Annotated in this window: 14 protein-coding genes and 2 pseudogenes; 9 read left to right on the top strand and 7 right to left on the bottom strand. The window is 64.9% G+C overall.

The window, feature by feature from the left end; all coding sequences use genetic code 11:
- Positions 1 to 577: 577 nt before the first annotated feature.
- The 4 genes from HD596_RS03885 to HD596_RS03870 are packed head-to-tail and all read right to left on the bottom strand — an operon-like array spanning position 578 to position 1955.
- A complete protein-coding gene (locus HD596_RS03885; RefSeq protein ID WP_185067913.1) occupies positions 578 to 1129 on the bottom strand; it encodes a glycosyltransferase in 552 nt (183 codons plus the stop codon).
- 9 nt (positions 1130 to 1138) lie between these two features.
- Positions 1139 to 1333, bottom strand: a complete 195-nt coding sequence (locus tag HD596_RS03880; protein WP_185067912.1) for a hypothetical protein — start codon at positions 1331 to 1333, stop codon at positions 1139 to 1141.
- An 8-nt stretch (positions 1334 to 1341) separates the two neighbouring features.
- Positions 1342 to 1644 carry a hypothetical protein gene (locus tag HD596_RS03875; protein WP_185067911.1) on the bottom strand — a complete coding sequence of 101 codons (303 nt, stop codon included), beginning with the start codon at positions 1642 to 1644 and terminating at the stop codon, positions 1342 to 1344.
- A gap of 2 nt (positions 1645 to 1646) precedes the next feature.
- The gene (locus tag HD596_RS03870; RefSeq protein ID WP_185067910.1) at positions 1647 to 1955 is read right to left on the bottom strand and encodes a hypothetical protein; all 309 of its coding nucleotides are present in this window, start codon (positions 1953 to 1955) and stop codon (positions 1647 to 1649) included.
- A 554-nt stretch (positions 1956 to 2509) separates the two neighbouring features.
- Between HD596_RS03870 and HD596_RS03865 the strand changes: the two genes are divergently transcribed.
- On the top strand, positions 2510 to 3046 hold the full coding sequence (locus tag HD596_RS03865) for a hypothetical protein (protein WP_185067909.1): 537 nt from the start codon (positions 2510 to 2512) through the stop codon (positions 3044 to 3046).
- A 31-nt stretch (positions 3047 to 3077) separates the two neighbouring features.
- Positions 3078 to 4321 (top strand): IS3 family transposase gene (locus tag HD596_RS03860; RefSeq protein WP_185067638.1). Its coding sequence is split into 2 segments (ribosomal slippage): positions 3078 to 3360 and positions 3360 to 4321, totalling 1245 coding nucleotides; the frame shifts between segments, so codons are not numbered across the junction.
- A gap of 167 nt (positions 4322 to 4488) precedes the next feature.
- Here the strand turns inward: HD596_RS03860 and HD596_RS03855 are convergent.
- On the bottom strand, positions 4489 to 4731 hold the full coding sequence (locus HD596_RS03855) for a hypothetical protein (RefSeq protein WP_185067908.1): 243 nt from the start codon (positions 4729 to 4731) through the stop codon (positions 4489 to 4491).
- Positions 4732 to 5236: 505 nt separating this feature from the next.
- Between HD596_RS03855 and HD596_RS03850 the strand changes: the two genes are divergently transcribed.
- From HD596_RS03850 to HD596_RS03825, 6 genes and pseudogenes are all read left to right on the top strand, one after another.
- Positions 5237 to 12607 carry an RHS repeat-associated core domain-containing protein gene (locus tag HD596_RS03850; protein ID WP_185067907.1) on the top strand — a complete coding sequence of 2457 codons (7371 nt, stop codon included), beginning with the start codon at positions 5237 to 5239 and terminating at the stop codon, positions 12605 to 12607.
- Between the two features lie 39 nt (positions 12608 to 12646).
- The gene (locus HD596_RS03845) at positions 12647 to 13147 is read left to right on the top strand and encodes a hypothetical protein (RefSeq protein ID WP_185067906.1); all 501 of its coding nucleotides are present in this window, start codon (positions 12647 to 12649) and stop codon (positions 13145 to 13147) included.
- Between the two features lie 618 nt (positions 13148 to 13765).
- Positions 13766 to 14347 (top strand): annotated as a pseudogene (locus tag HD596_RS03840) (transposase family protein); the annotation flags it as partial.
- A gap of 155 nt (positions 14348 to 14502) precedes the next feature.
- A complete protein-coding gene (locus HD596_RS03835; RefSeq protein WP_221519174.1) occupies positions 14503 to 16188 on the top strand; it encodes an IS1182 family transposase in 1686 nt (561 codons plus the stop codon).
- Positions 16189 to 16210: 22 nt separating this feature from the next.
- Positions 16211 to 16399: pseudogene (locus HD596_RS03830) on the top strand (IS5/IS1182 family transposase); the annotation flags it as partial.
- A 303-nt stretch (positions 16400 to 16702) separates the two neighbouring features.
- The gene (locus HD596_RS03825) at positions 16703 to 18091 is read left to right on the top strand and encodes an IS256 family transposase (protein WP_446685872.1); all 1389 of its coding nucleotides are present in this window, start codon (positions 16703 to 16705) and stop codon (positions 18089 to 18091) included.
- A gap of 30 nt (positions 18092 to 18121) precedes the next feature.
- On the opposite strand, the gene HD596_RS03820 is transcribed toward HD596_RS03825, so the two are convergent.
- Complete coding sequence (locus tag HD596_RS03820; protein ID WP_221519173.1) at positions 18122 to 18988, bottom strand: IS3 family transposase; 867 nt, start codon at positions 18986 to 18988, stop codon at positions 18122 to 18124.
- A gap of 268 nt (positions 18989 to 19256) precedes the next feature.
- On the opposite strand from HD596_RS03820, the gene HD596_RS03815 reads away from it, so the two are divergent.
- Entirely contained in the window at positions 19257 to 20357 is a 1101-nt protein-coding gene (locus tag HD596_RS03815) for an IS110 family RNA-guided transposase (RefSeq protein WP_221519172.1), read from the top strand.
- On the opposite strand, the gene HD596_RS03810 is transcribed toward HD596_RS03815, so the two are convergent.
- Entirely contained in the window at positions 20311 to 20691 is a 381-nt protein-coding gene (locus tag HD596_RS03810; RefSeq protein WP_185067903.1) for a transposase, read from the bottom strand. The two genes, HD596_RS03815 and HD596_RS03810, sit on opposite strands and share 47 nt — an antisense overlap.
- Positions 20692 to 20715 lie beyond the last annotated feature (24 nt).

Here is a 20715-nt window from a genome sequence, read left to right as displayed (position 1 = left end):
CGACGAGGTGACCGCAGGACCTGGCTGGGGCGCTGGCCTTGCTCCGCCGCTTCCGTCGGCACGACCTGTACTGTGGCGGCGGTGCCATACACGCGTGCGGCGTCCGGCAGGGTTTTTTATGAGGTTGCTGACGAGCTCGCCTGAGAGACGCGCAGCCGAGCATGCTAGGACGCCTGGCTGGATCCCAGTTCATCAACGGTTTGATCACCGCCATCTGGCGGGCGAACTCCTCGGACTTCAGGCCGCGATTGGATTGAGCCATCACGACCGTAGGCTGTGTCCGGTTAACGGTGTATCTCGATGCCCGGTGTTCGTCGGCATGCTTGACCTCGAAGTCACACAAGACAATGGTCGGGATTCGGGCAGTTCGAGGTACATGGAGGCTGCGTCGAGCGCGATGAAATCGCGGCTCTTGTTGCATTTGAAATTGCCGATGGGGCATCGGCCGAATTGAGCGGATGCGAGGAAGGCCGCCATCGCGAGGCCAGCCTCGTTGATATCCGAAGCAGGCGTCCACGTCGGTGCGGCGGCCGCTGGTCTTGATCTGGTGGATGAGTCTTTCGATGCCATAGGTGGATTAGGCGGGGGCAGCGGAGACGATCTTGGTGGTCAGGTTGGCCACCTGCCTGGCGGTGTGGGTCATGTCGTACAAGAGGGAGTTGACCAGCCCAGCGCGGATCAGGTACTTGCGTCGGTGTACGTCGCGGGTCAGCTGATCGAGCGCGGATGCCAGGCTCGCTGGGTCACCTGCCGTGAACGGGATACCGGCTTGGCCCAGGGTCTCCGCCATCCCCGCAACGTTGGAGTAGACGAGGGGGAGGCCGTGGGCCTGCGCCTCGACGGCCACCAGGCCCAACGCCTCCGAGCCCGAGGTCGTGAAAACAAGGGCATCGAGCTTGGGTAGGCGCTGCCACAGTTCCTGACGGGGCAGGAACGGCACAAACGCCACCCGGTCCTGGATGCCGAGGGAGCGGGCCCGCTCGCGAAGCGCTTCCTCCTCGGCGCCCATACCGATGATGGTAAGCCGGTGCGGAACGCGCAAGGGCATGGCTGGAGCGTTCCGGGCCTTCGCCTCGCCAGCTTGCTCAGCGCCGCTAACAAGCGTCACACGTGGAGAAGACAGGCGCATCGTTACAAGCTAAGCCGTCGGCGGGTCCAGTGGCTTGAACACAGCGCCCTTGTTGCGCAGATAGGCGGCAACCTCGCGCTCTCGCTTACCGACCAGCCATTGAGCGATAGGTGCCGCATCTACAACCAGGCCGTCGCGGGTCACAACTGCGAACGTCGCCTGCGGTAGCGACACCCAAATCCATCGCCCTTCGATGTATTCCATTGAGCGAGTCAGTCCGGGGCATAATCTGGCTTGCTGGGGTCCTCGAAGATGTTGAGGACCTCGAACTGGTTCGGATAGTCGGGCAGATCAAGGGGCCACATGCGGATGAGGACGTAGAGATGGTCTCGCGGCTGGACGAATGTGATGGACTTATCCACATCGTCCTTGGTGCAGTAGAACTTGATGCCATTTAGCCCCTCGCTGGCCCATTCGAGGACTCGTGCGACCAGTTCGATATCCTCCGGTTTAGCCTTGGCCTTCCATTCCGCGACCCTTTGTGCACTTTGGGGCGTGAGCGACAACCTCGCCATTGTTACTCCCGCAGCATCTTGAGCACGTCGTCGACGTCCACCTCCTCCCCGTGCTTGACCGGCGCGGTTGGCGCGTTCCGTAGCGCCTGCTGGATCTCGGGCTGGGAGCGGAGGTGAACCGTCACCTCAACACTCTCAGCGAGTTTCCTCAGGTGGTCAATGTCGCCTGTGCTGGAATATCGAGCAATCGCCTCGTACAGATTGAGGAAGAGTGATCGCCGTTCTTCGCTGTTCAGCTTGTCGAACATTTGCCCGGCACGTTGGACTGCTTCAGTAACGAGAGCATCATTCGTGTCCTTCGGGTTCTCCATTATTGCGATCTCCTTTCGGTATCTTGCGTCGCCGCTATACCGTAGGACGCGCGAACACGTGATCGGGAGTACGGGCCGAGCAGGCGATGCCCGAATATGCGCTTAAGAGTCAGCCGCTACCGGGGTCGTCGACGCCCATAGCCGCTCGCCGCCATGAGACGGGGCAGCGTCGAGGTCAGCTGATTAGGCAGCCATGGCCGCTCCTGCAGGGTCGCTCTCTAAGATGGAGTCCACCACATCGGCATGCGTGACCTCGAAGTCGTACAGGACGATGGTCAGGGATTCGAGCCTTTCGGGGTACATCGAGGCCTGGTCGAGCGCGATGAATCGCGACTCTTGTCGCTACCTGCGCCGAAATCACCCTAGTACTGGTGATGCTAGATGGCCGGCGTTGCAGCGAATGGATCAGAACCGCTCTCATAGCCGCCACCGTGCCATCTTCAAGTCAAAGATCCATGCTCGAGATTGCTTGCGGCGTGTGTGGCGAATCCCCCCTATGGATCAACTCACTGTGCTATTAAATTCACTCAACGTAATCGAGGAGGAGGGCGGCGATGACGATCGCTGTAGTGCCGGCAACCGCGCAAGCCAGATATCGGAACGAAACGGAATGCCGTGATGTCCAGTTAGGCGATAGTTCATGCCCACCGTGGTGCCTGAGCCATGCCGAGTCTCCTGCGGGAGGCGTCTCTCATACCAGACTCATCGCCAACCTCATCGCCGGTGTCTCTTCCATCCAAATCGCTGTCGTTCAGCATGAACGTGCAGGACGCGATCTCTGCCTCGAACCGACCATCTACATCAGCGTCCATTCAGGTCGTGAACCCACGCGTCTCACACTCAAAGCCGCTGCGTTGCTGGTCGATGTTCTGGAGCGTGCCGAGTGGGACTGCACCCAATCAGGCATGTCGGTGGTACTGGGCCTGCCGGTCTTTTCGGCGCTGCCGAGGTCTCTGAGCTCAGGAAACGGAGCATGGTTGACTTCGTTGGTCCAGGCGTTACGCGAGGCGATCAACACCATCCTCGGTACCCGGCGCACCCCCTGCCCTCCATGGTGCTGCGATGAGCACCTTGAACCGCTCCGGGTCTGATGGAGGCTCGATTCCTTGAGAGGATCGAGTCATGGCACGTCCGTCCCCTTACCCTCCCGAGCTTCGTGAGCGTGCGGTCCGTATGGTCGCGGAGATCCGGCCGAACTACCCGACCGAGTGGGCCGCGATGAAGGCGGTCGCAGCGAAGCTGGGCATAGGAACGGCGGAGACGGTGCGCAGCTGGGTGCGCAGGGCGGAGATCGACGCAGGGCAGCGACCCGGGACCACGACGGCCGAGGCGGAGGAGATCAAGCGGCTACGGGCCGAGAACGCCGAGCTGCGGCGGGCCAATGAGATCCTCAAGGCAGCGTCGGTTTTCTTCGCGGCCGAGCTCGACCGGCCGCACAAGCGCTTGTAGCGTTCATCGACGCGCATCGGCAAGTGCTCGGGGTCGAGCCGATCTGCCGTGTGCTGAGCGCACACGGGTTGAAGATCGCAACGAGCACATACTACGCGGCCAAGCACCGTGCGCCCAGCCGGCGCGCCGTACGGGACGCCGAGCTCAAGCGGCACATCAGCAGGGTGCACACGGACAACTACGGCGTCTATGGAGTGCGCAAGGTCTGGCGGCAACTGGGGCGCGAAGGAGTCGTCGTGGCGCGGTGTACGGTCGCCCGGCTGATGGGCGAGCTGGGGCTGGAAGGTGCCAGGCGCGGCAAGAAGGTGCGAACCACCATGCGCGATGATGGCCACGAACGCGCCGGTGACCTGCTGAACCGCGACTTCACGGCATCCCGCCCCAACCAGCGGTGGGTGGCTGACTTCACCTACGTGATGACCTGGGCCGGCGTGGTCTACGTCGCGTTCGTGGTGGATGTGTACTCCCGCGCGATTGTCGGCTGGTCGGCGGCCACCACCAAACGGGCCAAACTCGTCCTGGATGCCCTCGACATGGCGCTATGGCAACGCGAGCGGACCTGCACCCCGCCCGGGCCCGGCCTGATTCATCACTCGGATGCGGGCAGTCAATACACCTGTTTCGCCTTCACCGCCCATCTGCTCCAGGCCGGGATCGACGCCTCGGTCGGCAGCGTCGGCGACGCCCTGGATAACGCCTTGATGGAATCGCAGATCGGCCTGTTCAAGACCGAACTGATCAAACCCCGACGGTCTTGGAAAGGCCTGGCCGACGTCGAACTGGCCACCGCCGAATGGGTCGACTGGTTCAACCACCAGCGACTCCACACCGCGATCGGCAACGTCCCACCCGCCGAACACGAAGCCGTCTACTACGCTCAACACCAGCCCCAACCGGCGGCTGGAGTCAACCCATAGAGTCTCCACCGATCCCGGAGCGGTTCACCTTCCAGATGCTGGCGCTGTAGGGATCGGTGGCTGCGGGGTGATGAGCCGGGCGATCACGAGTGCCACCACTGTCGCCGCTCCGTTCTCGAATAGTGCAGATGCGGCGCTTTGCACGTGAGTGCCGGACACGGAACAGGTCATTCACCAGCAGCACGCGTGCTCAACCTGCTGGCCGCGGGAACTTTGAAGGCGACGCGGTGGGATTGGCGGTCGGCCAGCACCGGCGCGAAGGTGGTGTCGGCTTCCAGCAGGAGGGGTTGCCACAGCCGGGCCAGCGCGCCCACCTTTTCCAGGACCTTGTACCGCGTCAAAAATGCAACCACGACGGCTCTGACCTGTGGTTTGACGGGGTCGATACCCTGTACCGCTTCATAACTCATCGCGTGCTGCCTGATCTGCGGCTTTGACCTCCAGACGTCGTGTGAGCAAGATCCCTGCCTGTGCTGGTTCGTCTGCTGTATCTGACCTTGATTCGAGTGTTCGGCTGGCTGGTGTTGCTGGGTCGTAGCCAGGCGTCCAAGGATGTCGCGGAGCTTGGCGGCACTCCCGGATAGTGCAAGGACGCACCTTACGGAGTGTCACGCACCAGTTAGGGCTGTTATCCGTTTTGTGATGATCGCACGTCTTGTCGGATTGGTCTGATTTTCTTACGTTGATCGTCGGAACGCGATCAGCTCCGAGCCGCGCGACCCGAAGGGCCGTGGCGGAGAGCGACGGTTGGTGCCTTTTTGGTGTCCTTCGTTGTGGTTCGGAGTGTGATAGCGCATGCGCCGGGTTTCGTCATGGCGTCGTTCGGCAGGGATGATCCTTACGCTTGCCGGGTTAACACCGGGTCTGCTTGTGCTGCAGGCGTCGCCGGCCGCGGCTGTCCCCACGGTGGGCGCGGTGGCTGACTTTGGTGCCTTGCCCGCGGTGCCGCAGCAGATGATGGGGTCGGCAACGACACTGCCGCCGTTGGTGCCCGCGACCGAGGTTCCGGCCGCGGCAAACCCGTCGAATGGGTGGCGCTCGGAAGTGACGCGGCCCAAGGGAGCGGTGCCGCTGGAAGACCGGACGGTGGATGCGGCGGACACCTCATCTGAGGATTCCGGGTTGCCGGCAGGGACGTTGCGGGCCGAGGCAGCCGATCAGGCGATCATGGCCGTGCCGACCCTGACGAATTGGTATCCGGCGCAGGGGCACCTGGTTGATTCGCTCACGCCCGCCTTGCGCGCGTGGGGGCTGAGTAACAACTCCAGCACCTCGAAGCTGTCGTATTTGTTCAAGCTGTGCGACAACGAGGCCATGACGACCGGCTGCACGGGCTCTGGCACGTATGTGGCGGGTAACGCCAACAGTTGGAGCGTTCCGGCGGCCGGGAAGCTGGCCTGGGGCAAGCAGTACTGGTGGACGGTCACGATCAGGGACTCCTACGACAACTCCACCACCACCTCGCCGAAGCTGACGTTCCTCACCGGGGTACGCCAGCCGACGGTGACCTCGCAGTTGTCCTCCTCCGGGGTGGAGGGGCGGGAGTTCAACCAGCAGACCGGTAACTACACCACCACCTCAACGGATCTGCAGGTGGCGACGGTAGGCCCGCCGCTGTCCATGGTGCGCACCTACAACAGCATGGACCCGCGCACGGACGGCATGTTCGGGGCGGGCTGGTCCACGCGCTGGGACATGAAGGTCGTCAAGGAGGTGCGCGGCGCCTCCACCTCGGCGCTGGTCACCTATCCGGATGGGCGGCAGGTGCGGTTCGCGTCGAACGGGGACGGGACGTTCCAGCCACCGCCCGGCATGTACGCGACGCTGGTCCAGGAGAGCGGCGGCGCTTGGCGGCTGAGGGACAAGACCAACGCCATCTTCCTGTTTGATGCCGCCGGGCGGCTGACGAAGATGACCGACCAGCGGGGACGCAGCAGTGAGCTGACCTACGACACGGGCGGGAAGCTGTCGAAGGTGACCGGGGTCGGGGGCCGGTCGGTGACGTTCACCTGGCAGGGCAACCAGGTCGCGACGGTGTCCAGCGACCCGGTCGATGGCAAGGCGCTGACCTGGACCTACGGCTACGATCAGGGCCGGTTGACGCAGGTGTGCGCGCCGGTGGCGGCACCGAACTGCACCACGTACGAGTACGGGGGCGGGTCGCTGTATCGCAGCAGTGTGCTGGATTCGGATCCGTTCGGCTACTGGCGGCTCGGCGAGGCCACCGGCAACGCGATCGACCTGGGCTGGGGCGCGGGAGATGCCACCTACGACAGCACCGCCAAGCGCGCCCAGCCGGGCGCGCTTGGCGGCACGACGGACGGCGCGGTCGAGCTGACCACCAGCACCGGGGTGCGGCCCAAGGACGGGATCGTGCCCAAGATCGGCAAATATGCGACCATGGAAGCCTGGTTCAAGACCAGCTCCAGCTCCGCCGGCACTGTCATGTCGCTGCGCACCGCCCCTGGCGCCACCAAGGAAGAGGTGTTCGGGGTCGGAGCCGACGGCAAGCTGCGCAGTTCCTACCAGCCGACCGCCAGCCCGATCACGTCCGCGGCACCGGTCAACGACGGCAACTGGCACCACGCAGTGCTCACCGTCGCCGACAACCTGCAAACCCTCTACGTGGACGGCACGGTCGTCGGCACACTCACCCAGACCATCACCGGCACCGAGAACCGGTACGTCACCACGATCGGCGGCCTGGCCGGCCTGGTGGACGAGGTGGCCGTCTACGACCGTCCACTGACCGCGCTCGAGGTGCAGCGGCACTACGCCGCCCGTACCGGCGCCTCGCACAAGCTGACCAAGGTGACGCTGCCGTCCGGCCGGGTGCACGCGGTCAACACCTACGACGACAAGACCGACCGCATCGCCACCCACACCGACGCTGACGGCGGCACCTGGAAGATCGGCACGGTCGGGATCGAGCAGCAGTCCGGCGAAGCGCAGGTGACGGTGACCGACCCGGACAACAAACCGCTGGTCTATCTGTATGACGCCTGGCGCGGGTACCGCATCCGCGGCGAGACCGACCAGCGTAACTTCACCACCTGGTACGAATACGACCAGGCGGGCTTCCTGACCAAGGTGATCGACCGCAACGACATCGCCAATGACATCTACCAGGACAAGCGGGGCAACACCCTGGGCCGGAAGTACTGCCGGGCACCAAACGAGTGCGCGATCGAATACTGGACCTACTACCTCAACCAGAACGACCCGTTCGACCCGCGCAACGACCAGGTGATCGCCTACCGGGACGGCCGGTCGGCCAGCGACACTGACCCCACCCACGCGACCACGACGGAGTACAACAGCTTCGGTGAGCAGACCAAGGTGACCACTCCGGCGACGGACGATTTCCCGCAGGGCCGCTCGGAGAGCATCGCCTACACCGACGGCAGCGAACCGGCGGAGGGCGGGGGCACCACCCCGGCCGGTCTGACGAAGAGCAAGACCGACGCCCGCGGCAACACCTGGCAGTACCGCTACACCGCGGCCGGTGACCTGGCCGAGCAGACCGGCCCCGAAGGCCTGGTCACGAAGCTGGACTACGATGTGCTGGGCCGGATGATCGCCAGCACGCGAATTTCGCAGGCGGTGCCGAGCGGGGCGAAGACCACCTTCGCCTACGACGGCTGGAACCGCCTGACCACCAGCACCGCTCCGGGCGTGAAGAACGAGATCTCTAACGTCACCCACACGGGGCAGACCCGCACCACTTACGATCCTGACGGTAACCCGCTGACTCAGACGATCGCCGACCTGACCGGCGGCGAGCCGGACCGCGTGACGACCTACACCTATGATTCGCACGGTCGTCAGGACTCGGTCACCGGCCCGGAGGGTGGGATCGCCCGGCAGGAGTGGAACCACCGCGGCCAGGTCGTCCGCACCACCGACGCGCGCGGCACGGTCATTGAGCAAGCCTACACCGTGCGGGGTGAGCTGTACACCAGCACGCTGAAGAGCTGGACCGGTAGCCCGGTCAACCCGCAGCCGGCCACGGACGTACTGCTGGAGACCCGCGCTTACGACGCGGGCGGGCGGCTGGACACCATCAAGGATGTGATGGGTCGCACGTCCAAGAACACCTATTGGATGGATAACCGGCTCAAGGAACAGATCGCCGTCAAGGCCAGGCTGAACGACCCCGCCGCCACGCCGCGGGATGTGCAGGTTAAGGCAGAGGAGTACGACGCGGCCGGCAACCTGATCACCCAGGTGGGCGGTAAGCAGGCGAACGGCCAGGACATCGTCACGACCTTCGTATACGACCAAGCCAGCCGATTGGTGACGCAGGTGCTGGACCCCCGCTCGGCCCAGAACCCGAAGGGGCTCGAGCGCGTGACTGAGTTCGGCTATGACGCCAACGGCAACGTCACCAAGGCCACCCGCAGGGCCGCCGAGAGCGACCGCGTCGAGACGACCAGCTACGCCTACAACAAGCTGAACCAGCAGACCCGGCAGACCATCGAAAACGGTGCCCAGGACATCGTCTCCACCACCGAGTACGACGATCGCGGCCTGCCCGTCGCCACCACCGACCCGCGCGGCAACGCAGACGGTGCCAACGCCGCCGACTTCACCACCACGATCCGCTACGACATCCTGGACCGGCTGGTGGAGAGCAAGGCGCCGCAGGTGCAGGTGGACAAGAACGGGAGCGCCGCCCCGGCCCGCCCCACGGCGCTGATTGGCTACGACACCGTGGGCAACCAGACCCACCGGCGCGATGCCGAAGGCCGCACGGTCACCGCGGCCTTCGACAAGGCCGACCGGCTGACCAGCACCACCGCCCCCGCCTACACACCGCCCGGCGGCAGCGCGATCACCTCGACCGTCGAGCACGCCTATGACAAGGCCGGACAGCTGATTAGCAGCACCGACCCGCTCGGCAACGTCACCACCTACGACTACGACCAGCTCGGCCGGCAGGTCCGCGTCACCGACCCCGCCCCCGCCGACGGCCAGACCCCCGGCACATGGGTGACCGAGTACGACATGGCCGGCGCGAAACTCGCCACGGCCGATCCGACCGGCGCGCGTACCACCGCCGGCTACGACGACCTGGGCCGGCAGATCACCGTTACCCAGATCGAGCGCAAGCCCGCCAGCGCCACCTACACCACCACAATGGAGTACGACGACGCCGGCCGGCTGATCAAGCAGGTCGTTCCCGGCCAGGGCACGAGCACCAAGACCACCACTTTCAAGGTCAATGCAGCCGGTGAAATCACCGAAATGGCCGACCCGGGCGGCACGACCACCATGGAGTACGACCTGGCCGGGCGCCTGGTCAAGACCACCGATGCGAACGGCAACGCCAGCGAAGCCGAATATGACCTGGCAGGCCGGAAGACCAAGGTCACGAACCTGGGCCGGGACGAGACCAAACAGAATGTCGTCACGGTGCAGCGCACGCAGAGCATGGGCTACGACGCCGCGGGCAACCAGACCAGCGCCACCTCCCCCGAGGGCCATGTCACCCGGCAGACCTTCGACGCGCTGAACCGGCTCAGCTCGCTCATCGAGCCAGTCTCGGCCGGCGAGTCGATCACCACCAGCTTCGGCTACGACGCCACCGGCGCCCGTACCCGCCTCACCGATGGCCGCGGCAACGCCACCTGGACCAGCTACAACAGTCTCGGCCTGGCCGAGACGGTGACCGAGCCGTCCACCACGGCGCATCCGGACGCGGCCGACCGCACCTGGACCCACGTCTACGACGCGGCAGGAAATCCGAAGGCCACCGTTCAGCCGGGCGGGGTACGCATCGACCGCACCTACGACGATCTGGGCCGGCTCACCAAGGAGAGCGGCGCGGGAGGCGGCGCCACCACCGCCGAGCGCACCTACGGCTACGACCTGGCCAGCCGCATGACTGCCGCCGGTGACCTGACGGTGGACTACAACGACCGCGGCCTGCCGCTGAAGGTCTCGCGCGGTACCGTTCAGGAGACCGTCTACACCTACGGTGGGCTCTCCACCCCCACGCAGCGCATCGACGCAGCCGGTACCGCCACCTTCACCTACGACAGCGCCAACCGGCTCAAGACGGCCACCGACCCGGTCACCAGCCGCACTCTCACCTACGGCTACGACGCGGCCAGCCGCCTGCAGACCATCACCGCCACCAGCGGCACGGTCAGCACCCAGAGAATCGGCTATGACGACCTGGACCGAGTGGAGAGTCAGACGCTGACAAATGGCTCCGGCACCCAACTCGCCAAGATCGCCTACGGGTGGGACAAGGACGACAATCTCACCACCAAGACCACCATGGGCACCGCAGGAGCAGGCGCCAACACCTACACTTACGACCATGCTGGCCGGCTTACCTCCTGGACCGCCCCGGGCGGCGCGGTGACCACCTACGAGTGGGACGCCGCTGGCAACCGCACCAAGGCTGGCAACGCGACCTTCACCTACGACGAACGCAATCGCCTGACTAACGGCGATGGCACCGACTACACCTACACCCCGCGCGGCACCCTGGCCACCAGCACCAAGGCAGGCGCCACCACCCAATACACCTTCGACGCCTTTGACCGGCTCATCGCCGACGGCGACAGCCTCTACAGCTACGACGCCCTCGACCGGATGACCAGCCGCATCCGCGGCACCGCCAAGCACACCTTTGCCTACAGCGGGCTCGGTAACGGCCTGGCTGCCATCACCGACAGCGGCGGCACCGTCCAGGCTAAGTACGCCCGGGACCTCGGCGGCGGCCTGCTCGGTCTGAAGGAGGGCGCCGGCGCAGCGGTGGCCGCACTGAGCGACCTGCACGGCGACCTGGTAGCCACCTACACCACCACCCTGCAGACCTCCACCGCCTACGACCCCTTCGGCACCGTCACCGCCCAGACCGGCACCAAGAACCGGCTCGGTTTCCAGGGCGAGTACACCGACCCGGACACCGGCAAGGTGAATATGCACGCCCGCTGGTACCAGCCCGGCACCGGCACCTTCACCAGCCGCGACACCGCCACCCTCAACCCCAGCCCATCGGTGCAGGCCAACCGCTACACCTACGCCAACGCCTCACCCCTCACCGGCACCGACCCCACCGGCCACTACACCATCGACAACGGATCGCTCGGTGGGACCGGATACGGCGACTCCGGATCGAGCGGCTACACCACCATCCCCGCCGGCAGCTACAACAGCTCCGGATCGTCAGGGGGCGGACAGTGCATCGGCAGCTGCGGCCGAGAAGAGGGTGGCGGAGCCATCGCCTGCATGACCTGGGGCTGCGGCAGCGTAATCGTGGACCCGGAGTGGGCCCGGATGATCGAGCTGGAGAAAGAAAAGAAATTCTGGCTCGGCGACGACGAGATCAAGAGGCTGGGCATGAAGGTCATGCCCAACGGCCGGCCCGTCGACCAGCCCAACTTCTGGTTCGCCAGCGAAAAGGTACAGAACGAATACATGGAAAACTGGTCGCCGACAATGACCGATGCGCAGCTGGCGTTCAGCTGGGTGTCGGCTGGCGGGCTGGAAAGCTTCGCCAAAATGGAGAGGGCAGCCGAGAAAAATCCAAATGATGCAAGGCTGGGCGAGTGGAGAAAGATGCAGCAGGTCCGCGGCAAGCTAGGATCGGGTTCTTACGCTCTGCTCAAGGATGCGAAAGATGGAAGCCCGGACTCTCTCTATAAATACTACAGCCAATATAAAATTTTGGTGAAGCACCAAAAGGCCATTGCAGCTGCGGCGCAAGAACATCATTTGGATAAAAGGGCATTTGCGGCCATGCTCATCTACGAGACGATCACGTTCGAGCCGAAGGGGGGCTGGGCTGGTGATCGTATCGGTTCGGCCAAGGGGTGGACGGATTGGACATCTCTTGGTATAGGCCAGATGCAAATAGCGACCGCCAGGCAAATGCTTAAAAAGTATTATCCCGACAAGTACGAGCAGATGGGTGGGGAGAAGGTCACAAATGAAGGAATTGGGCGTATGCTCAATCATGACACTAATATGGCCATTCGGCTATCGGCTGCTTACATGCGGCACTTGATCGAGACTACACCAATGCGCTACTACAAGGGTGGAGGGGAATATGGAACACGCAGGATGACCGACATGGAGGCCGCAGTTGCCTATGCCGTAAACCCTACCGATTTTGTCAACTGGAGGGCTGGCGGTAAGGCTCCATCGGCTGAGGCACAAAAGCGCTGGAATCTTATAATGGGGGGCAGGGTAGGAAAGGCGGCGACAGAATTCTGGGAATGTGTAGCAGATGCTGGGGGCCGTCGTTTCGAACCATGCTCGCCCGAGTAGTGGATGGGCCTAGGCCGCACGCAACAAGGAAGATTAAGAATGGAGATTCGTAGAGGTAGTAAACGCCTCATGATCGGACTCGTGATAGCCTGCGGGGTGGTGGCCGTCGGGTCCATTTCGATCCTCCTTGTGTTGAGGAGTTGGGGCGGCGTAGCTCTAGAAGTTGATCCAGGCGTTATTCGCGAAATACGAGGACTCGGCCAAGTGGTTGGCGAGGTGAGTACGGGATTCACTGAATCCGATTCTATTGTGGTCACTGACTATGTATTTCTTAATGTCGGGGACTCCAGTGGACCTGGCGCGCTTAACTCTGTCTCAGATTCTTTGCGCGAAAAGGGTTGGAGTGTTGTCGCGCGCCCTGGATATGCCACTCAGTGGCAGACCGACCGTTGGGCTGACACGCTACTTACTGTCGAACTTATCGACAAAGGGAAGGATTTCCTCGACCTGGATGTAGAAAAGGCGGCACGTGACGCCATGGCGAAAGCTGGAAATCCGGATAGAATGCTAATGGCTATAGTGCGACGGACGGACGTTTGAAAGCTGCCCGGAATTGTGTAGCGTTGTCGACTGGTCGCCGGCTCGACGAGTCTCGGATGGTCGTATAACCCCAGCTCACAGGCGGCCCCTCCAGCACAGATCGAACCGCAGCGCCGCGGCTGCTCCCTTAAGTTTCACTGCGCAAGATCTCGCCCTCGTGGACCTCGCACCCTACAAACCGAGCGCCGTCGAGGACGACGTTCATTTCTGATACATAGCCGCAGCCGTCACTGGACCGAGCGCGGGATGAGCACCACCTCCCGGAAGGTCGCCCCGCTCCGCAGCGACGGAGGCGACCTCGCCGCGGCCGCGGGTACCTTCCTGTCCGTCACCCGCCTGGCCAACCCCAACGCCCACCGGGAAGATCGGTCGAGGGAAGACGTGAAGGTCCTGACGGGGCGTTCTCTCTTGATCGCGTGCCTCATACGTGCCTCTGAACTGGGGGCACTCAGGGGGAACACGGGGTTTCACGGGCGATCAATGAGAAAAACCTCTCACCGCGTCTCCGCTGGTAGACGGTCGAGGACTTGCTGGAGGCGACAGGTTGATCGACAAGTAAAGAAGCCCCTGGTAAAAGGGTTGTCGACCAAGATCAACCTGTCCACCAGAGGCTCCGAGTTGCTGTTCTACCGTGCTGCGCTGTCATTGTCATCTCGGACGCTGTCCTATCTGTCCGACCTGATCCGCCGACACCGCAAGAAGATCCGCTCGCCATGGCGGCGCCTCAACGCAGGCCAGCAGGCCCTCCTCGTGCTCGTGCACCTGCGCAAGGACGAAACGCTCACCGAAGTTGCGGCTGGCTTCGGCGTCGGAGTGGCCACCGCCTGGCGCTACATCCGCGAGGCCATCGCCCTGCTCGCCGCTCGCGCGCCCCGCTTGGACACGGTCTTACGCGCGGCCCGCCGTGCCGGCTATCCCTACCTGGTGCTGGACGGCACGCTCATCCCCATCGACCGGGTGGCAGCCGACCGCCCCTACTACTCAGGCAAGCACAAGAAACACGGCATGAACATCCAGGTCCTGGCTGCTCCTGATGGCACACCGCTGTGGACCTCCGGCTCACTTCCCGGCTCGGTACACGACCTCAAAGCCGCCCGGATCTGGGGCATCCTGCGCCGCCTGAACGCCAGCGACCTGATTGTCCTGGCCGACAAGGGCTACGTCGGCGCGGGCGAGCACGTGCGCGTGCCGTACAAGGGCGACCCTGCTGGCTAACTCGCGGCGTGCGTGGTGTGGTTCGTGATCTGCTGGGTCAGGTGGATCATGAAGGGCGGCCGTCGTTCCCTTATCCCGGCTGTGTTTGGGGTGTTTCGGTGTCTGTGCAGCCGTGTCCGTGGCCGGAGCCGTCGCCGTTGGTGGCGGAGGCGATCCGGGTGATGTATCGGGGGCGGCGGGAGATGCCGTTACCGGTTCGGGTGCGGGATGAGCTGGGTGAGTTGTTCGCCGATGAGCAGTTCGTGGCCGCGTTCGGGACGGAGGGGCGGCCGGGATGGTCTCCGGGCCGCCTGGCGTTGATCACGGTGCTGCAGCGGGTGGAGAACCTGACCGATCGACGGGCCGCTGAAGCGGTCCGGACGGATCTGTCGTGGAAGTACGCGCTGGGACTGGAGCTGGACGATCCGGGGTTCGACGCGAGTGTGCTGAGTGAGTTCCGGTCGAGGGTGATCGCCCATGGGCTGGAGGAGCGGGTCCTGGACCTGCTGTTGGAGACGCTGCAGGCCAGAGGATTGGTGAAAGCGGGCGGGAAACAGCGCACCGATGCCACACATGTGATCTCGGCGGTGCGGGACCTGAACCGGGTCGAGCTGGCCGGCGAATGCGTGCGGGCCGCCTTGGAAGCCCTCGCCGCAGCCGCGCCCGGCTGGGTGGAACAGGTGCTGGAGGTGCCGGACTGGGCGGATCGGTATCGGGCGCGAGTCGACTCCTGGCGGCTGCCGGCCTCCAAGGCCAAGCAGGAGCAGCTCGCGCGGGCCTACGGCGCTGACGGGTACGCGTTCTGCGCGGCCCTCTACGCGCCGTTCTCCCCCGCCTGGCTACGAGAACTGCCCGCGGTGCAGGCGTTGCGCGTGATGTTGATCCAGAACTTCGTCCGGACCGTCGATGCTCGCGGGCGGGAGGTGGTCGAACGGCGGCGGTCCCTGCGCGAGGGTGGAGCGGGACTGCCGCCCGGCAGACACCGGCTGGCCTCGCCCTACGATCCAGACACCCGCTGGTCGGCCAAAGCCGACGTGTTCTGGAACGGCTACAAGGTCCACATCAGCGAAACCTGCGCCACCAGCAGGAGCGGCGAGGACGGCGACGCGAGCTCGCCGCCGAACCTGATCACGAACGTGGCGACGACCGACGCGACCGTCGCGGACATGGCCATGACGGCCTCGATCCATCAAGGACTCCAGCGGCGGGATTTGCTTCCGGCCGAGCACTATGTCGATTCCGGATACGCTACGGCCGAGCTGATCGTCTCAGCCCGTGATCTTTACGGGCTGGCCTTGGTCGCACCGGTGCGGTTCGACTCCTCGCCCCAGGCCCGCGCCGCCACCGGATACGGCCGGGCCGCGTTCACCATCGATTGGACCGCCAAACAGGCCACCTGTCCCCAAGGACAGACCAGCATCTCCTGGACTCCGACCATCCAGCGCGGCCTGGACACCATCGTGGTCAGATTCTCCGCGAAGACCTGCATGCCCTGCCCTGCCAGGACCGCATGCACCCGCAGCACCAGCGGCCGACGCCAGATCACCCTGCGCCACACCCAAGCCCAGCAACAAGCCCTCGACGCCGCCCGCACCCAGCAGAGCAGCCAAGACTGGCAGCACAAGTACAAGATCCGCGCCGGAGTAGAAGGCACTATCCGGCAAGCCGTCGCCGTCACTGGCATCCGCCGAGCCCGCTATCGCGGACTCCGCAAGGTCCACCTCGAACACGTCATCTCAGCTACTGCCCTCAATCTCACCCGACTCGATGCCTGGTGGAACGGCCACCCACTCGACCGCACTCGTACTAGCCACCTCGCCCGCCTCGACCAGACCCTCGCGGTCTGAACCCGAGTTAGCCAGCAGGGTCAAGGGCCGCAACAAGCCCGTCTCTCAAAAGGCCGCCAATGCCGCCCACGCCAAGCTCCGCGCACCGGGCGAACGCGCCCACGCTCAGCTGAAGACCTGGCGCATCCTGCGCAAACTCCGCTGCTGCCCTCTTCTGGCAGGTCAACTTGTGAAAGCCATCCTCGTGCTACAGCTGCGCGAAGCCGGATGAAAAGCACTCACTGCACGGCAGCCTTGAGGGTGTCAATCCCCTGAAAACGTGGAGACGGTCCTATGCCACAGCGGTCCTCAGCAGGGCCGATGAGGCTTTCCTCTTCTCGATCACGTGACGCTCGAATGTGACGGGCGGCAAGCGGGGGTATCACTCCAGGTGTGGAAATGATCACCAAACGTAGACGGAAATCTGCAAAGATCATTGACCATCTCGGGGGAGAACACGATCATGTCCACGACACGGGGAAGAACCGCGCTGGCCGCGGTGGGGCAAGACCAGCACGATGACACATCGGCGCTGCTGGGGGCGGCTGCTCATCATGGCGGGGAAAAATCCCCCCAGCGTGACGGCGAGACGCCGTTGCGGGACCTGCTCGGCGATCACGTGCTGGACCTGCTGCTGGAACGCTCACGCGACAGCGCGGGCGGGCTGCGGCTGACCGGGCAGGGCTCGATGCTCGGCGAGTTGGTCAAGGCGGTGCTGGAACGCGCGCTGGAGGGCGAGCTGTCGGCGCATCTGGGCTACGGCAAGCACGAGGTGGCCGGCCATGGCAGCGGCAACTCCCGCAACGGCAGGATCGGCAAGACCGTGCAGACGGGGGTGGGGCCGGTGCGGCTGTCCGTGCCCCGCGACCGGGCCGGCACCTTCGAGCCGATGCTGGTGCCCAAACGGGCCGGCCGCGTCTCCGGCGGCCTGGACGACATGATCATCAGCCTGTACGCGCACGGCATGAGCGTGCGCGACATCCAGCACCACCTGCGTCAGATCTACGACACCGAACTGTCGCACGAGGCCATCTCCAACATCACCGACGCCGTACTCGAAGAGGTCCGCGCCTGGCAGGCACGGCCGTTGGATGCCGTCTACCCGGTGGTGTTCCTGGACGCCATCGTGGTCAAGGTCCGCGACAACCACAGCGTCCAGGCCAAACCCGCCTACCTCGCGATCGGTATCGACGCCGACGGCGACAAGCACGTGCTGGGGATCTGGCTGGCCAAGACCCCGCTCGATGCCGCCACCGCCGGCGAGTCGGCCCGTTTTTGGACCTCTGTGATGACCGACCTGCGCAACCGGGGAGTGCGCGACATCCTCATCGCCTGCACCGACGGACTGAACGGCTTCGAAGACGCCATCCACCATGCCTTCCCGCACACCATCGTGCAGGCCTGCGTCGTGCACCTGATCCGCAACGCGCTGCGGCCGGTCGCCCGTCGTGACCGCGCCACGCTGGCCGCCGAGCTCAAGAAGATCTATACGGCGCCCAGTGCGGAAGCCGCCTTCGACGCCCTGGCCGACTTCACCGCCTCCACCTGGGGCCAGAGGTATCCGCAGGCGGCCCGTGTGTTCGAGACCGCCTGGGACCGCTTCACCCCGTTCTTCGCCTTCTCCCCGGCGGTCCGCAAGCTGCTCTACACCACCAACAGCATCGAGTCGCTGAACTACCAGCTGCGCAAGGTCACCAAGGCCCGCGGCCACTTCCCCGGCGACGACGCCGTGGTCAAACTGCTGTGGCTGGCCATCATCAATATCGAGGACAAACGCGCCCGCGAACGCGCCATCACCAAGGAGGAGACCGGAAAGATCAAGAACTCGCCCAGCACCGCCCGCCTGATCGAAGGACAACGCACCATCGGCTGGCGCGAAGCGCTGATCGAACTCGACATCGCCTATCCAGGCCGCATCAGGTAAAGACCGACCTCAGGCCATCAGAAACGATCTTTACACACCTGAAGTGACAACCTCCGGCAAGCCGTCGTTGGCGCTGTGCCGCCGAGTGGTGTTGTAGAAGTCGGCGATCCAGGTGGCGATCTTCAGCCTGGCCTCTGCCCGGGTACGGAACCGTTGGCGGTGCACGTACTCGACCTTGAGCGTGCTGTTGAACGCCTCGGCGGCCGCGTTGTCGAGCGCGCAGCCCACGCGGCCCATCGACTGAACCACGCCCAGACGCCGGCATAGCTCCTGGTAGCGGGCTGCGCTGTACTCCGAGCCGCGGTCCGAATGGAAGATCACCCCGTCCACGTCGCCGCCGCGGGTGGCCACCGCCATCTGCAGTGAGGCGCAGGTCAGCGCCGCATCATGGTGTTCGGACATGGCGTAGCCGAGCAGCCGGCGAGAGAACAGGTCCTCGACGGTGGCCAGATACAGCTTGCCCTCGTCGGTATCAATCTGCGTCACATCGCCGCACCACAGCACGTCCGGCGCGGGCGCGGCGAACTTGCGGTGGACCAGATCCGGGGCGGCCGACCGCTTGCCTTGCCGGGTGAGCGAGCGCGGCTTGCGCCGTCGCCGGGCGACCAGGCCGAGCTCAGCCATTCGCGCCGCGACGGTGTTCTCTGATACCCGCCAGCCCGCCTCGTGCAGGTCACGCGTGATCCGAGGTGAGCCGTAGGTTCCACCCGACGCCTCGAACAGGCGGGCGATCTCCGTGTCCAGGTCGGCCCGCCGGCGTTCCCGAGCGGTCGGCATGTCCTGGCCGATGCGGTTCTTCCACTTGTAGTACCAGGACTGCGACACACCTAATGCCCGGCAGGAGGTGACGTGGTCGATGCCGTGCTCGGTCTTCTGGGAGCTGATGAAGGCCGCCACGCTTATCGGCCCATCGCCTCTTTGACCCACAAGACCACGGAGCGCTTGAGCACTGTGAGACTGAAGAGGCACCGCCCGACAAGCCAGGGTCTGACCCAGCTTGAGACTGGCCACCGTGCCTTGGTGATGACCTGTCGCCCTGGCCCGGGCGGTGCCGCCGGACCAGGCGTGGATGTGTCCCCATAGGGGCCTCGCCATGTGCATCATCACAGTCCTGACCTCCTCGCCCGGCCGGTGACCATCACCTTCCGAGCCTGTGAGGAGATCCGTGATCCGCCCCGCCGACGACCACACCGTCCCTGCCGACGCCGACGTTGATGAGGAGATCGTCCTCGGCGTGGACACCCACAACGACGTGCACGTCGCAGCAGTGATCACCGTCATGGGCGTGCTCATCGGCACCCAGGCGTTCCCGGCCACCGCCGACGGATATGCCGCGCTACTGGACTGGGCGCGCGGACACGGCCAGCTGCGACGAGCTGGAGTTGAAGGCACCAGCTCGCACGGCACCGCGCTCAACCGCTTCCTGCGCCGCCACGACATGCAGATCCTGGAGATCAACCGACCCGATCGAGCCCGTCGGCGGCGGCGCGGTAAGAGCGACGCCATCGACGCCGAGAACGCCGCACGAGCCGTGCTGTCGCAGGAGGCTACTGCCATCGCCAAGACCGGTGACGGCGCCGTCGAGATGATCCGCATGCTCAAAGTCGCCAAGGGTTCGGCGGTCAAGGCTCGCACGCAAGCCATCAACCAGCTGCGGGCCATCCTCATGCGCGCCGACCCGACGCTGCGCGATGCGCTCGCTGGTCTTGGGCCGACCACGCTCATCCGCACCTGCGCAGACCTGCCCGAGGATGAGCATCGCACCATCGACGACGCGGCCCGCACCGTGCTGCGCATGCTCGCCCGCCGGATCCTGACCCTGACCGAAGAAGCTCGCGCTCACGAACGCGCACTGGTCGCGATCATCACCGAACGCGCGCCGCGACTGTTGCAGCGGCACGGGATCGGGCCGGACACCGCCGCCGCGCTGCTCATCACCGCTGGCGACAACCCCGACCGGCTCGGGAGCGAAGCGGCCTTCGCCGCCCTGTGTGGCGTCAACCCGATCGAGGCGTCCTCCGGCAAGACCGTCCGGCACCGGCTCAACCGCGGTGGCGACCGGCGCAGCAACAGCGCCCTCTACACGATCGTCGTGACCCGCCTTGGCCGCGACGCGCGCACCCGCGTCTACGCCGAACGCCGCACCACGGAGGGCAAATCCAAGAAAGAGATCATCCGCTGCCTCAAGCGCTACGTCGCTCGCGAAGTCTTCCCGATCATCATCGAAGCACTCTCACCTGCGGATACCTCGTCCGCTGCGGCTTGACAAGCATAGGGGCGTCGTCACGCTCGTCTTCCAGCTCGGCGCGTTCCTTGTCCCACGCCGCTTTCTTTTCGGCGTGCTGCTTGACCAGCGCGGCCTTCTCCCGCCGCAGCCGGGCCAATTCTTCCTGCTCGGACTCCTCCAGCGTTCCGCTCCCGTCGCTGTCGCCGTGGTACTGCTTGGCGAGCCGATCCATCTGCACCCAATTGTGCAGCGTGTACGGGCTGATCCCCAGATCCCGCGCCACCTGGGCCACGGGCTTGCCGGTCTCCTTGACGATACGCAGCGCCCCGGCCCGGAACTCCGGATCAAAGCGTCGCCTCGTGACTGCTGCCACGACCAAACCTCTCCCGGTTCGGTC

This window comes from Nonomuraea jabiensis, assembly GCF_014204795.1.
In the GTDB taxonomy this organism is placed as follows: Bacteria; Actinomycetota; Actinomycetes; order Streptosporangiales; family Streptosporangiaceae; genus Nonomuraea; species Nonomuraea jabiensis.
Note: the sequence above shows the minus strand (reverse complement) of the source record. Positions and strands in the feature narration are given on the sequence as shown.

Excerpts from the sequence above, each read along its gene's own strand:
- HD596_RS03865 (WP_185067909.1), top strand. The coding sequence starts at position 2,510 with ATGACGATCGCTGTAGTGCCGGCAACCGCGCAAGCCAGATATCGGAAC.
- HD596_RS03870 (WP_185067910.1), bottom strand. The coding sequence starts at position 1,955 with ATGGAGAACCCGAAGGACACGAATGATGCTCTCGTTACTGAAGCAGTC.
- HD596_RS03875 (WP_185067911.1), bottom strand. The coding sequence starts at position 1,644 with ATGGCGAGGTTGTCGCTCACGCCCCAAAGTGCACAAAGGGTCGCGGAA.
- HD596_RS03885 (WP_185067913.1), bottom strand. The coding sequence starts at position 1,129 with ATGCGCCTGTCTTCTCCACGTGTGACGCTTGTTAGCGGCGCTGAGCAA.
- HD596_RS03855 (WP_185067908.1), bottom strand. The coding sequence starts at position 4,731 with ATGAGTTATGAAGCGGTACAGGGTATCGACCCCGTCAAACCACAGGTC.
- HD596_RS03845 (WP_185067906.1), top strand. The coding sequence starts at position 12,647 with ATGGAGATTCGTAGAGGTAGTAAACGCCTCATGATCGGACTCGTGATA.
- HD596_RS03880 (WP_185067912.1), bottom strand. The coding sequence starts at position 1,333 with ATGGAATACATCGAAGGGCGATGGATTTGGGTGTCGCTACCGCAGGCG.